Source organism: Brevibacterium sp. VCM10 (assembly GCF_000583215.1).
In the GTDB taxonomy this organism is placed as follows: Bacteria; Actinomycetota; Actinomycetes; order Actinomycetales; family Brevibacteriaceae; genus Brevibacterium; species Brevibacterium linens.
Map to the genome: position 1 here is coordinate 1 of NZ_JAJB01000028.1, position 13205 is coordinate 13205.

Annotated in this window: 14 protein-coding genes; 7 read left to right on the plus strand and 7 right to left on the minus strand. The window is 65.2% G+C overall.

Annotation, left to right across the window (positions count from 1 at the left end; translation table 11 throughout):
* Positions 1 to 96: 96 nt before the first annotated feature.
* Positions 97 to 345 (minus strand): WhiB family transcriptional regulator, encoded by a 249-nt coding sequence (locus tag AD89_RS0108000; RefSeq protein WP_009374875.1) that lies wholly within the window; start codon positions 343 to 345, stop codon positions 97 to 99.
* 283 nt (positions 346 to 628) lie between these two features.
* Here AD89_RS0108000 and AD89_RS0108005 point away from each other — a divergent pair, with 283 nt between their 5' ends.
* The 4 genes from AD89_RS0108005 to AD89_RS0108020 all read left to right on the plus strand — a co-directional run bounded on the left by AD89_RS0108005 (position 629) and on the right by AD89_RS0108020 (position 4198).
* Entirely contained in the window at positions 629 to 1180 is a 552-nt protein-coding gene (locus AD89_RS0108005) for a gamma carbonic anhydrase family protein (RefSeq protein WP_025778083.1), read from the plus strand.
* A 69-nt stretch (positions 1181 to 1249) separates the two neighbouring features.
* Entirely contained in the window at positions 1250 to 2674 is a 1425-nt protein-coding gene (locus tag AD89_RS0108010; RefSeq protein ID WP_025778084.1) for an NAD(P)H-quinone dehydrogenase, read from the plus strand.
* Between the two features lie 121 nt (positions 2675 to 2795).
* Positions 2796 to 3137 carry a YciI family protein gene (locus tag AD89_RS0108015; RefSeq protein WP_025778085.1) on the plus strand — a complete coding sequence of 114 codons (342 nt, stop codon included), beginning with the start codon at positions 2796 to 2798 and terminating at the stop codon, positions 3135 to 3137.
* The gene (locus tag AD89_RS0108020) at positions 3137 to 4198 is read left to right on the plus strand and encodes an RNA polymerase sigma factor (RefSeq protein WP_025778086.1); all 1062 of its coding nucleotides are present in this window, start codon (positions 3137 to 3139) and stop codon (positions 4196 to 4198) included. Before AD89_RS0108015 ends, AD89_RS0108020 begins: the two co-directional genes overlap by 1 nt.
* Positions 4199 to 4269: 71 nt before the next feature.
* On the opposite strand, the gene AD89_RS0108025 is transcribed toward AD89_RS0108020, so the two are convergent.
* The 3 genes from AD89_RS0108025 to AD89_RS0108035 all read right to left on the minus strand — a co-directional run bounded on the left by AD89_RS0108025 (position 4270) and on the right by AD89_RS0108035 (position 7916).
* A complete protein-coding gene (locus AD89_RS0108025) occupies positions 4270 to 6081 on the minus strand; it encodes an acetyl/propionyl/methylcrotonyl-CoA carboxylase subunit alpha (RefSeq protein WP_025778087.1) in 1812 nt (603 codons plus the stop codon).
* 123 nt (positions 6082 to 6204) lie between these two features.
* Positions 6205 to 6942, minus strand: coding sequence for a Maf family protein (locus AD89_RS0108030; RefSeq protein WP_025778088.1), 738 nt, complete (start codon positions 6940 to 6942; stop codon positions 6205 to 6207).
* Positions 6939 to 7916 carry an SGNH/GDSL hydrolase family protein gene (locus AD89_RS0108035; protein ID WP_231488530.1) on the minus strand — a complete coding sequence of 326 codons (978 nt, stop codon included), beginning with the start codon at positions 7914 to 7916 and terminating at the stop codon, positions 6939 to 6941. The genes AD89_RS0108030 and AD89_RS0108035 overlap by 4 nt, the downstream gene beginning before the upstream one ends.
* Before the next feature lie 63 nt (positions 7917 to 7979).
* Here AD89_RS0108035 and AD89_RS18310 point away from each other — a divergent pair, with 63 nt between their 5' ends.
* A complete protein-coding gene (locus AD89_RS18310) occupies positions 7980 to 9410 on the plus strand; it encodes an AI-2E family transporter (RefSeq protein ID WP_025778090.1) in 1431 nt (476 codons plus the stop codon).
* Between the two features lie 176 nt (positions 9411 to 9586).
* On the opposite strand, the gene greA is transcribed toward AD89_RS18310, so the two are convergent.
* On the minus strand, positions 9587 to 10081 hold the full coding sequence (gene greA, locus AD89_RS0108045) for a transcription elongation factor GreA (RefSeq protein ID WP_025778091.1): 495 nt from the start codon (positions 10079 to 10081) through the stop codon (positions 9587 to 9589).
* 188 nt (positions 10082 to 10269) lie between these two features.
* Positions 10270 to 10695, minus strand: coding sequence for a DUF4307 domain-containing protein (locus AD89_RS0108050; RefSeq protein ID WP_035320249.1), 426 nt, complete (start codon positions 10693 to 10695; stop codon positions 10270 to 10272).
* Positions 10696 to 10818: 123 nt separating this feature from the next.
* On the opposite strand from AD89_RS0108050, the gene mca reads away from it, so the two are divergent.
* Together mca and AD89_RS20335 are read left to right on the plus strand one after the other, a co-directional pair.
* Positions 10819 to 11826: a mycothiol conjugate amidase Mca gene (gene mca, locus AD89_RS0108055; RefSeq protein ID WP_025778093.1), complete on the plus strand. Its 1008-nt coding sequence runs from the start codon at positions 10819 to 10821 to the stop codon at positions 11824 to 11826.
* Positions 11823 to 12206: a hypothetical protein gene (locus AD89_RS20335; protein WP_025778094.1), complete on the plus strand. Its 384-nt coding sequence runs from the start codon at positions 11823 to 11825 to the stop codon at positions 12204 to 12206. The genes mca and AD89_RS20335 overlap by 4 nt, the downstream gene beginning before the upstream one ends.
* 136 nt (positions 12207 to 12342) lie before the next feature.
* On the opposite strand, the gene trhA is transcribed toward AD89_RS20335, so the two are convergent.
* Entirely contained in the window at positions 12343 to 13128 is a 786-nt protein-coding gene (gene trhA, locus AD89_RS0108065; protein ID WP_025778095.1) for a PAQR family membrane homeostasis protein TrhA, read from the minus strand.
* Positions 13129 to 13205 lie beyond the last annotated feature (77 nt).

Here is a 13205-nt window from a genome sequence, read left to right on the forward strand (position 1 = left end):
TCGAGACAAGGGACTCAGTCTTCGATGAAGTGGTGCTGGGGGACTCGGTGCGGGTTTCGGCAGCTTCAGGGGACTGCCTCCCAGCTTGCCGGCGTCTCAGCCGGCGCGGCGGGCGCGAGCGGCGCGCCGCTTGAGAGCGCGACGTTCGTCTTCGCTCAGACCGCCCCAGACTCCGGCATCCTGACCGGACTCGAGGGCCCATTGCAGGCAGGTCTCTGCGACTTCACAGCGGCGACAGACAGTCTTTGCTTCCTCAATCTGGAGCAGCGCGGGTCCGGTGTTGCCGATCGGGAAGAAGAGCTCCGGATCCTCATTGAGGCATGCTGCACGGTGTCGCCAATCCATGGTGACCTTTCGACGAATTCAGTGAACGCGGTTGATCACACCCGAATTCCGGGCGTGCAACTCTCACAGTCAAGGTTCACATAACGCAATTGGGCGCACAAGGGTCCGGCAGTGTGAAATTTCTGACAAGAATTTTGACCATTGTCCTGCTATGAGGGCGATCGCGCAAATCGGTCCGCAATTCGTCCCCTCGCCCCCGGGGCAGCGTCTCCCCTTAGACTGTCAGGCACATGCAGACTGCAGATGAATGCAGACAGACATCTCGTGAACCAATGGAGGAATCATGACCAACGATCTCGCCGGCGCCCGCATCGTCTCTGTGGGCGGTCACACACCGCAGGTCGATCCGGACGCATTCGTCGCAGCCGGTGCCACCCTCGTCGGTGATGTGCATGTGAAGAAGGGAGCGAGCGTCTTCTACGGCTGTGTGCTGCGCGCCGAGGCCGCCCCGATCACGATCGGTCAGGACTCGAATGTCCAGGACAACACCGTCATGCACACCGACGCCGGCAAACCCGTCGTCATCGGTGCCCGGGTCTCCATCGGCCACCAAGCTCTCGTGCACGGTGCCGTCGTCGACGACGACGTGCTCATCGGAATGCACTCCACTGTGCTCAACGACGCCCATATCGGCAGCGAGTCCCTCATCGCCGCGGGCGCGGTCGTCCTCGAGGGCACACAGATTCCGGCACGGTCCCTGGTCGCCGGTGTTCCCGCGAAGGTGCGTCGGGAGATGACCGACGAAGGAGTGGAGAAGGTCCGGCAGAACGCCCAGTCCTATGTGCACCTGTCGACCCTGCACAAGGACACCGCCGAGGTGGTCGATCCGGGCTGACCGGACCGATCCCGAGTCGACCCGGCGGGGCCGTTCGCAAGCGTCGTGGCGATTTGAGACAATCTGAGTGTGAACACTGAATTTGATTCCACTGCAGATCGCGTCGTCATCATCGGCGGCGGCCCCGGCGGCTACGAAGCCGCACTCGTCGCGGCTCAGCTCGGTGCCGACGTCATGCTCATCGAGGCGAATCGATGTGGTGGTTCCGCCGTGCTCACCGATGTCGTGCCGTCGAAGTCGCTCATCGCCACTGCCGAGATGATGGATGAGATCGAGCGTTCCGGCGGGCTCGGAATCCGGATCGAGAACGCCGAGGACACCGAGTCCGGTGATCGCCGAGTCACCGCCGACCTCGAAGCGGTCAACAAGCGCATCCTCTCCCTGGCCGACGCTCAGGCCAACGACATCTACGAAGGCCTCATCCGGGCCGGTGTCAAAGTCATCCAGGGCAGGGCGACTCTGGCCGGTCGGGACCAGGTCCACGTCGTCGAATCCGGTGGCACCGAGTACACTCTCGAGGCTTCGACGATCCTGCTCTCGGTCGGCGCCCATCCGCGTGAGCTGCCCACCGCGCAGCCCGATGGTGAGCGCATCCTGACGTGGACCCAGCTCTACGACCTCGACGAGCTGCCCGAGCATCTCATCGTCGTCGGCTCCGGTGTCACCGGCGCCGAGTTCGCGTCGGCCTACCGTGCCGTGGGCACCGAGGTGACCCTCGTGTCCTCGCGTGAGAAGGTCCTGCCCGGACAGGACGAGGATGCAGCCGATGTGCTCGAATTCGTCTTCCGCAATAAGGGGATGAACGTCCTCTCCCGCTCCCGTGCCGCCTCGGTGACCCGCACCGACGACGGAGTCGAAGTCGTGCTCGCCGACGGCCGCCGCGTCGAGGGATCCCACTGCCTCATGGCGGTCGGTTCGATTCCGAACACCGAAGGTCTCGGCCTGGAGAAAGCCGGTGTGCGGGTCAGCGAATCCGGACACATCGTCGTCGATGGGGTCTCGCGGACATCGCGGGCCGGGATCTATGCCGCCGGTGACTGCACCGGAGTGCTGCCGTTGGCCTCGGTGGCCGCGATGCAGGGCCGGATCGCCATGAACCACGCACTCGGCGACGCGGTGCAGCCGCTCAAGCTGCGCAATGTCGCATCGAACGTGTTCACTGCGCCCGAGATCGCCACCGTGGGCTTCACTCAGCAGAACTACCGCGAGAACCCGACGGACATCGACACCGTGATGCTGCCGTTGGATACGAATCCGCGCGCCAAGATGCTCGGCATCGAGGACGGATTCGTCAAGATCTTCGCTCGACGCGGATCCGGCTCCATCCTCGGCGGTGTCGTCGTCGGACCCCGTGCCAGCGAGCTCATCCTGCCGATCACCATGGCCGTGGAGAACCGGCTGACCGTCGATCAGCTCTCCGCCTCCTTCGTCGTCTACCCATCGGTGAGCGGATCGCTGACCGAAGCGGCACGAAAGCTCCACCGCCACCTCTGAAGCCTCGAAACGGCGATCTCGCGAAAGTTCTGCTCCGCAGCTGTCGATCTTCTCGCTCCTCGACCGTCATGATGGTGTCAGGCCGCCCGGCATGACATGTGGAATGACGAAGGAGAACGAGATGAAGTACGCACTTCTGCTGATGGGACGCACACAGGATCCTGACTGCGGTGAGGACGGCGGAGCGGATCCGGACGAGTTCATGGCATTCGACCAGGAGATCAGCGAGGCCGGGGTCGTCGTCGGCGGCTTCGCCCTCGAAGGGCCCGAATTCGGTGTCCGCGTGAGTGGATCCGGAAGCGAGTCCCTTGTGACTTCGGGTCCGTTCGCCGAATCGAACGAATTCGTCGGCGGCAGCTACGTCATCGACGTCGCCGATATCGACGAGGCGATCGCCTGGGCGAAGAGGAGCCCCGCCGCGAAGACCGGACACATCGAGATCCGTCCGGTGGCCGACTACTGATGGACCCTGACCCCGATTCGGCCGCGCGTGTCCTCAGCGCCATCGGCGAGGAGGACTACGGGCGGCTGCTCGCGGCGCTGGTCACCCGGTTCCGGGACTTCGACCTCGGCGAGGAGGTGGACACGGCGGACCTGCCCGACGACGGTCTCGGCCTGTTCTTCACCTGCTCCCACCCGACCCTGCGCGAGGACGAACGCATCGTGCTCATCCTGCGCTTCCTCTCGGGACTGACCACTGCCGAGGTGGCTGCCGGGTTCCTCATCGAGACCGCGACGATGCAGCAGCGGATCGTCCGCGCCAAGCAGCGGATCCGCAAGACCGGGATTCCTTTCGGCCGCCCTGCGCCCGCTGAGATCGGCGACCGGCTGCCCGGAGTGCTGCGCGTCCTCTCCCTCATCTTCACCCAGGGCATCAACGCCACTGCAGGACGCGAACATACTCGAGTCGATCTGCAGCTCGAAGCCATCCGCCTGACCCGACTGCTCGTCGGATATCTGCCCGAGCAGACCGAAGCACGCGGACTGCTGGCCCTGCTCCTGCTCACCCGAGCCCGTGATCGCGCTCGGGTGACCGAGGACGGTCGGCCGGTGCCGCTGGCCGATCAGGACCGCAGCCGGTGGGACTCCCGCCTCATCGCCGAAGGCACCGGGATCGTCGGAGCGGCCGCCGGGGAACCGGGGGCCGGGGCCTTCACCATCCAGGCGGCGATCGCTGCCCTCCACGCCGACGCGGCGACGTTCGCCGATACGGACTGGAAGCAGATCCTCGTGCTCTATCGGATGCTTGCCGACCTCGACCCGTCGCCGGTTGTGGCTCTCAACACCGCGATCGCCCTCGGCCAGGTCTCAGGACCCGAAGCGGCCATGATGGCCCTGGACGAACTTGCCGATGACCCGCAGCTGCGGCGACACAGGCCCTTCCACATCGCCAGAGCCATCACCCTCGACGAACTCGGCCTCACGACCGAAGCTGAGGACGCCTATGCCGCCGGTCTGGAATGCCCCGGCAACGATGCCGAATCCGAATACATCACTGCCCGGATCACCGATCTTCAGCGGTGACCCGGGCAGGGATATCTGCATTCGGGACTGCCCGCATTCGGTGCGAACCGAATGCGGGCAGTCGACACTCCTCAGGCGGCGAAGCGGATGATCGCCTCACCGGACTTCACCGAGGCGCCTGCGTCGACGAGCACCTCGGAGACGGTGCCGGAGTGACCGGCCTTGAGCGGCTGCTCCATCTTCATCGCCTCGATGACGGCAAGGGTGTCACCGACTTCGACGGTGTCACCGGGATTGACGGCGATGGAGATGATGGTGCCCTGCATGGGAGCGTTGAGCGCGTTCGAATCGTCGGCGAGCTTCGCACCCTTGCGGCTGCTCAGCCCGCGTTTGCGCCGTGGCACGCTGGGGCTGGGAACATGACCGAGGTCCGAGATGACGTCCTTGGGGACCGACACGGTCATCCGACGGCCATCGACCTCGACCACAACACTGAAGCTGTCGGTTGCAGTACTCATCTGTTCTCCTAGCGGTGGATCGACAAGCGGATTGACGAAAGCGGTTTCGAGCCAGTTGGTCCAGACCTTGAAATCGGTCGCGAAGGACGGTTCGTCCACGAGCACCCGGTGCAGCGGCAGCAGTGTCGAGACGCCCTCGATGCGGTATTCGGACAGCGCCCGACGTGCTCGTGCCAGGGCCTCGTCACGGGTGGCGCCGGTGACGACGAGTTTGGCCAGCATCGGGTCGAAGTCCGTGCCGACGACGCTGCCTTCGCCGATGCCGGAGTCCAGCCGCACGCCTGGGCCCGACGGCGCACGGTAGTTCTTCACCGCGCCGGTGGCGGGGAAGAACGTGGTCGGGTCCTCGGCGTTGATGCGGAACTGGAAGGAGTGTCCGCGCGCGGCGGGGAACTCATCCGGCAGGGTCTCACCCGAGGCGATGCGCACCTGCCAGCCGACGAGGTCGACTCCGGTGACCTCCTCGGTGACGGTGTGTTCGACCTGGATGCGTGCATTGGCTTCCATGAAGATGATCGTGCCGTCCTCTCCGAGGAGGAACTCGCACGTCGCGGCGCCGACGTAGCCGACGTGGGCGAGCAGACGAACCGAGGCTGCGGAGACGATGCGCTCCTGTTCGGCGGTGAGGAACGGGGCGGGCGCCTCTTCGATGATCTTCTGGTTGCGACGCTGCAGAGTGCAGTCGCGTGTGGACACGACCCGCACATTGCCGTGGGCATCGGCCAGGCACTGGGTCTCGAGGTGGCGGGGGCGCACGATCTGCTTCTCGATGAGGCACTCACCGCGGCCGAAGGCGCTCTGGGCCTCGCGGGTCGCCGCAGTGTAGGCGGCTTCGAGGTCCTCGGCGGCAGAACAGGCGCGAAAACCGCGTCCGCCTCCGCCGTGGACGGCCTTGACGACGACGGGGAACCCGATCCGGTCGGCCACTTCGGCGGCTTCGGCTAGATCGGCCACGGCACCGTCGGAACCGGGAGCGACCGGAGCGTCGACAGCCTCGGCGACGGCCCGGGCTCCGGACTTGTCACCGAGGAGCTCGATCGCTGCCGGGGGAGGACCGACCCAGATAAGCCCGGCATCGATGACGGCCTGGGCGAACTGCGCGTTCTCGGCCATATAGCCGTAGCCGGGATGGACGGCATCGGCGCCGGAGCGCTTGGCCAGGGCGAGGATCTTCTCGATGTCGAGATACGTCTCCCCGGCTCCGGATCCGTCCAGCAGCCACGCATCGTCGGCGAGTTCGACGAAATCGGCATCGGAATCGGCACGGGTGTACACGGCGACGGCCTTGATGCCGAGGTCGTGGGCGGCCCGGATGATGCGCAGAGCGATCTCACCGCGGTTGGCGATGAGGACCCGGCGGACGGCCCCGGTCGGAACAGTGGTGCTCAGAACCGAGGTCGTGGAGTCGGAGAGGACTGTGGTCATGGTGCTCCTTTGTATGATCACAGAACAATTTAGAGAACAGCACCAAGGGTTTGTAGGACAGCGATAAAAAATTGGGACGAGAACTTCAATGTCCTCGGGCGTGTCATCGAACTCGTCTCGAGTCTACCGCTGGAGAGTCCACAGATCGGGCCAGAACAGGCCCATATCGGTGACCAGTTCGCGTACGACGGGCAGGCTGAGTCCGAGGACGGTGAGATGGTCGCCGTCGAGCCGGTCGACGAAGGCGCCGCCGAATCCGTCGATCGTCAGCGCCCCGGCCACATGAAAGGGCTCTTCGGTAGCGATGTACGCCTCGAGCTCCTCCGGGTCGGGTGAGCCGATGAGCACCGAGGTGGCCGACCGCTGAGAGCGCAGTGCGCTGAGTTCGAAGGCCTTCGGGTCGGTTCGATCGGCGTGATCAGTGCTGTCGCGGCGGTCGTCAGCTCCTGCCCGCCCGGCAGTGCCGTTCGCTTGCGGAGTCCGGATGAGGACGGCGACGGTATGCCCCGAGTGCAGCGTCGTCCATTGACCGGCGATCGCCGACCACACTTCGCGAGTGCGGTCGGCCGTTCCCGGTTTGCCGATGGCCCGGCCGTCGAATTCGAGCAGGGAGTCGCCGGCGATGACGACTACGGTGTCCGCGTCCTCGAGCGCCGGGGGAGCGGAACCGATGATCCGGTCGATGACCGCGCGGGCTTTCGCTTCCGAGAGAGCCGTGGTGAGATCGCCGACGGAACCAGAGAATTCGTCTTCGATAGCGCGTTCGTCGACCTCGGAGACGATGATGACCGGGTCGATCCCGCCGGCTCGGAGGATCTGGCGTCGAGATGGAGACTGGGAAGCGAGGACCACAGGGATCACGAGACGGCCTCCGAGTGATTCGGGACCGAGTCGGCCCTGACGCCTTCTGTCACCGCTGATCCTTCGGCAGCTGACTGAGCCTCGGCACCGGGGATCAGTTCGTGACGGCGGGCGGTTTCGCCATTCTCCGGGATATCGAGGCTGCGGTCGACGACGACCGGGGCTGCGATGCGCTCGGCGATCGCCGACAGCAGGGTCGAGGACAGCTGTGCATAGCCGAGTTCGCTGGGGAATCGTCCCGAGTCGTTGAGCAGAGACCGGCGTGTCGTTCCGCTCAGTGATCCCGTCGACCGCAGCGGAACCGCATGTGCGGCCAGCGCTGCCAGCCATTGGGAACCGGCGAGGACCCGTGAGGTCCGCCGCAGCGACGTCTTGAGCGGATCGCGCAGGCCCGGCAGACCGCCGAGGTTGGGGCAGACGAGGACGAACACGGTGTAGCGGCCCTCGCGCTGGAGCCTGTTGATGGCCTGGTTGAGCACGGGAACGCCGATGGTCGCCTGGATCGGGTGGATGATGTCGCCGGTGCCGATCGAGATGATCGCGAACCGGCGGTCTTCGGTCCAGTGGTCCGAGAGCTGTCGAGAGAGCCACGGCGAGCGCAGAACCTCGTCGACCTGCCGATGCAGATCATCCGACAGCGCCGAGGGGCGAGCCGTGGTCTGGACCCGCACAGTGGTGCCTAGCATCCGCGCCAGTCCGCGGCCGATGAGAGTCGGTGGCGCCTGCTCGGGGTCGACGTCGACCCCGCAGAGCCACGAATCGCCGATGATGGCCAGGGCGGCGGAGTCGTCATCGTCGTTGTGTCGGGGAGCGGCGATCGCCTCGGCGAAGGTGGAGAAGCGGCGATTCTTGTCGTCGTCGAAGGAGCGGCGCAGCGATCCTGCCTGGTGGCGGAGCAGCCCCGCAGCCGAGGCACCGGCGCCGACGACGGTCGCTCCCATGGTCGCCAGCGTATAGATCAAGCGTCTTCCCACTGTTTCCCTCCTCCGGCGTCATCATTGCACCTTTGTCAGTGCTTCAACAACTATTGTTGGACCATGACGGAAAACGATCAGCAGCAACCTCCGAACCGATTCCGTGGGGCGTGGGAGGCGTTCCGGAGGGGACGCGGATCCTCGCGTTCCCGGTCCGAATCCGAGCCGACCCCGTCGCAGGCCGTCAGTGCCGAAGAGATCGCACTCAGTCGAATCGAAGCCGAGGCCAAACCGTATGTGGCTCCGGGTCTCAAGCTCGCTGCTGCGTGGTCGTGGCGGTCGATCGTCGTACTCGTGGCGATCGGCGTGGCCCTGTGGCTCCTGTCGAAGATCTCCAGCGTCGTGCTGCCCGTGCTCATCGCTCTGCTGTTGGCCGCTCTGCTCGCTCCGCTGACCGGGTGGCTGAAGAAGAAGCGTGTACCGCGCGGCGGGGCCGCTGCGATCTCCTTCATCGGTTTCATCGTCATCGTGCTCGGGCTCTTCGGCCTCGTCGGTCAGCAGATCTATTCCGGCATGCCCGATCTCGTCAGACAGGTCATCGCCGGTGTGTCCGGAATCAGCGGCTGGCTGGCCACGAGTCCCTTCGGCATCGACGCCTCGACGATCTCGAGCTATATCGACGAGGCGATCAAGACCGCGACGAGCTTCTTCCAGAGCAACAGCAGCCAGCTTCTCGGCGGTGCCCTGGAGGCCACCTCCTCGGTGGGCACCTTCCTCACCGGTATGGCCGTCTGCCTGTTCGCGACGTTCTTCTTCCTCTACGACGGGGAGAACATCTTCAGATGGGTCATGAACCTGCTGCCGGTCCCGGCGCGTCCTGTCGCCACGGGTGCGGCTCGGCGCGGGTGGACGACCCTCGTGCAGTATGTGCGGGTCCAGATCCTCGTCGCCGCCGTCGACGCGATCGGCATCGGCATCGGCGCTGCGTTCCTCGGGATCCCGCTGGTCATTCCCATGACCGTGCTCGTCTTCCTCACCTCGTTCGTCCCCGTCGTCGGCGCCATCGCCTCCGGGGCGGTCGCCGTGCTCGTCGCTCTGGTCTCGAACGGACTGGTCAGCGCGGTGATCATGTTGGCAGTGGTCATTGCGGTCCAGCAGATCGAAAGCCAGGTCCTCCAGCCTTTCCTGATGGGCAAGGCCGTGTCCGTCCACCCGCTGGCCGTGATCCTCGCGGTCACCGGAGGCGGTTTCCTCTTTGGCATCGTCGGTGCCCTCTTCGCCGTTCCCCTGGTGGCGGTGCTCAACAGCGTCGTCAGCTATATTGTGCGCACGAACGCCGGTGACTCCGAGGCCGCAGAGGATGACCCGAAGCGAGACCCGGACGAGCGGGGGGCCACCGCTGTCCTGGAGACCGCGAAGGAACGGCTCACCGACGCCGTCCGCGAATCCGCGGAAGACGAACGCGCATCAGGCTCCGAATCGACCGATTCGGGCGAATCTGGGACGACCGGTTCGGCCGAGCCCGGACGGTCGAAGAACGCCCTCGATGACTGAGTCTCGGGCGAGGATGAGTCTCGGGCCAGGATGATCCGGCAGGTCGCGTCCGAACGGCGATCCGACGAGGATCTTCTGAGCGGAGTGCCGACGAGGATCCTCTGAGCCGGAGTGCATAGAGAAGTGGGCGGGTGCGATCGCACCCGCCCACTTCTGTCTGTTCTGTCTGTCGATGATCAGCCGGTGAAAGCCTCGACGGAATCGACCTTGACCTCGATGGTCTTGCCGTTCGGAGCCTCGTATGAGGTCGTGTCTCCGGCCTTGACGCCGAGGACAGCCGCTCCGAGCGGAGACTTCTCCGAGAAGACGTCGATATCGGAGTCCCCGGCGATCTCGCGGTTGCCCAGCAGGAACCGCATGCTGTTGCCGGCGACGGTCGCAGTGACGACGGTTCCGGGGGCCACGGTCTTGCCGTCGCTGTCGTTCGAGCCGACCTTGGCGTTGCGCAGCAGCACCTCGAGCTGGCGGATGCGAGCTTCCTGCTTGCCCTGCTCATCACGTGCTGCGTGATAACCGCTGTTCTCCTTCAAGTCACCCTCGTCGCGGGCGGCTTCGATCTTCTCAGCAATCTCTGCACGACCCGGTCCGGAGAGATGCTCGAGTTCCTTCGACAGGCGGTCAAAGGCTTCCTGGGTCAACCATGTCTCTTCCTGGGTGACTTCCTCGGTCATGACTTCTCCTTCTTCGGTCGGTGCACTGACGGGCGTGTCAGGCAACGAAAAAACCGGGCGTATGGGCACGCCCGGAAGTTGAATGAAACTACAGTGTAACGCATCTGCAGAGAAAAACGATGAGTTCGATCACGTTGCCTGCCGCGAGTCGGAACTTCGCGGCCGCAAGCGGCGTCCTCGTGCGAGAACTATTCGAACCAGCAGGAGTCCGCGTGACCGGAGGCAGCCAGCTGAGTCGTCGCCAGGTCGACGTCGACGCGTTTCGGCGCATTCGGATCGGCGTTCGGATCGGCGGGAACGGTCACCTCGGTGAAGCCGACGATCGCTTCGTGCTCGTTCGTGGCTTGGACGATGCAGTGCACGTCGCGTTCCTGATCCGGAAATATTCCGACACTGACGTGCGTTGACGAGTCGTCGACAACCGAATATTCAAGAGTGCGCGGTGTCGTGGGATTCGTCTGCGGACGGAAGGCCCAGACAGCGATGACCGCGACCACAGCGGCGAGGACGACGACGGCGATGACCTTCGCTCGACGGCTCAGCTCTCGCGTGGGTCTGGTGGTCCGGCCGTAGCGATCATCATGCAGTGGTGGTGCCACTGTTACCTCAGTCATTGAATTCCTCATTAAGTACTTCGCGCACTAATCTAGAGTAGTCGATCCTCTGCCGGCGATCATGTCAGCCGCAGCGCCGGCAGGAGGTGGCCACCAGGCTGAATCGAAAGGGACATTTAGGATATGACTTCGCTTCCGTACCATGGGCTGCGCCTGTTGGCCGTCCATGCCCACCCCGACGACGAATCCTCCAAGGGTGCGGCAACGACCGCGAAGTACGCGTCTCTGGGTGCCCGGGTGCTCATCGCCACGATGACCGGTGGTGAAGCCGGCGACATCCTCAACCCCGCCCTGCTGCAGAGCCCGAAGGCCAGCCGCGATATCGCCGGTCTCCGTCGTGAGGAGATGGCGACGGCCGCCGCCGCTCTCGGCGCCGAACATGTCTGGGTCGGGCACGTCGACTCGGGGCTGCCCGACGGTGATTTCGACAACCAGACACCTCCCGGATGCTTCTATCGGGTCCCCGATGAGGTCGCGATGCTGCCCCTGGTGCACATCATCCGCACCTTCCGCCCGCAGGTGGTGACCACCTATGACGAGCTCGGCGGATATCCTCACCCCGACCACATCAAGAACCATGCCGTGACCATGGCCGCCGTCGAGGCCGCCGCTGATGCGGCCTCTCATCCCGAGCTCGGTGAGCCGTGGCAGGTGCAGAAGATCTACTTCAATCAGGACCTGTCGGCGAAGAAGTGGATCACCATCCACGAGAAGATGCTCGAAGCGGGACTCGACTCCCCGTTCGCCGACCACCTCGAGGATTTCAAGAAGCGCGACAATCAACGCCGCAACTGGCTGAGCACCCGCATCGACTGCTCCGAGTTCTTCTCTGCGCGCGATCGGGCGCTTCTCTCCCATGCCACTCAGATCGACCCCGAGGGCGGCTTCTTCTCCGCTTCTCGCAAGGCCGCTCGCACATACTGGCCGACCGAAGAATTCGAACTGGCGGTCGACCTCACCGGCCGGGAACCGCTGAACCGGGATCTCGACTTCCAGGAGACCGATCTGTTCGCCGGCGTGACCTTCGACGACGGTCGTCGCGTTCCCGATGAGGGGATGCTCCCGGACTCACCGGCCGACGACCTCGACGCCGAAGCAGCCGTCCCGACCGAAAGCGATGCCCGAGCATGATATTCGCGTCCTCTCCGACCCCGACCCCGGACGGAGGCGCACCGGACCCGGATCTGGTGACTCCCGGAACGATCGGCTTCCTGGCCACGCTCGTCATCGTCATCCTGACGATCTTCCTCATCCGGGATGCTCTGCGCCGTGTCCGTCGGGTGCGGGCCCGATCGGGTGCGAATGATGCCTACCCGATCCCGCTGCGCAGGCATGTGGTGCCCAACCAGTCGACGCTCTCAGGTCCGGAGGCACCCGAACCGGAGACCGGTGAGCGCGACACCGACGCAGCCGCCGATACCGGACCCTCCGATGCGCATCGCGGAGGAGGCTCGACGGAGGAGCCGATCGATTCCTCCGAATCCTCCGACGAACGGAATGGACGAGCCTGAGGCTCTGAGGTCCTGTGCCCACGCAATCGGCGCGATCACCGATCGGTGATCGCGCCGATTGCGTCCGTGCGGACTCAGCTGGAGGGCGGAGAGCCGGGGCAGACGGACAGGCCGTCCGGACTCGGCCGAACGAGGGTCAGTAGGCGGCGACGGCGGCGATGATGAGCGCGGCGAGATGGCAGCCGTAGCCGAGGATCGTGAGGATATGGAAGATCTCATGGAAGCCGAGCCACTTCGGTGAGGGGTTCGGCCGCTTGATCCCGTAGATCACGGCACCGGCGATATAGCACACACCGCCGAGGACGACGAGGAGGCCGACGGCGAAGTTCGTCGCCCAGATCTGAGGGATGTATCCGACTCCGGCGACCCCGAACCCGACGTAGATGGGCACGAAGAGCCACCTCGGCGCGGTGGTGAAGATCGTACGGAAGGCCACTCCGAGTGCGGCGGCGCCCCAGAGCACGGACAGCAGGAGGATCGCCTGGTCGGCGGTGAGCATCAGCACGGCCAGCGGAGTGTACGTGCCGGCGGTGATGAGGAAGATGTTCGCATGGTCGAGTCGCCGCAGAACCAGGCGGACACGGGTGCGCCAGCGGCCCCGGTGGTAGACGGCGGAGGTGCCGAAGAGCAGCATGCCGGTGACGGCGAAGACTGCGGCCGCGATACGCGATTCGATCGTCGGGGAGATGATCACCAACGCCAGACCGCCGAGCATCGCCAGAGGGAATGCACCGGCGTGGAACCAGCCGCGCAGCTTCGGCTTGACCTGACCCGCCAGTTTCGTCAGTTCGGCTCGCAGGGCCGAGCGGCGACGCGCGATGCGGTGGTCATCGGCGGGTGGCGCAGCATCCGCACCTGCTGAACCGACGGGCCCGGAGCCGTCGGGGACGACTGGAGAGGAATCGGTGAGCGAAGCGTTCATGGGTCCATAGTAGCCAGCGCGCCTGAGGCCGCGTTCAGCATCGTCGGCTAGTAGTCTTAGACAGTGTTCGAGCCGAC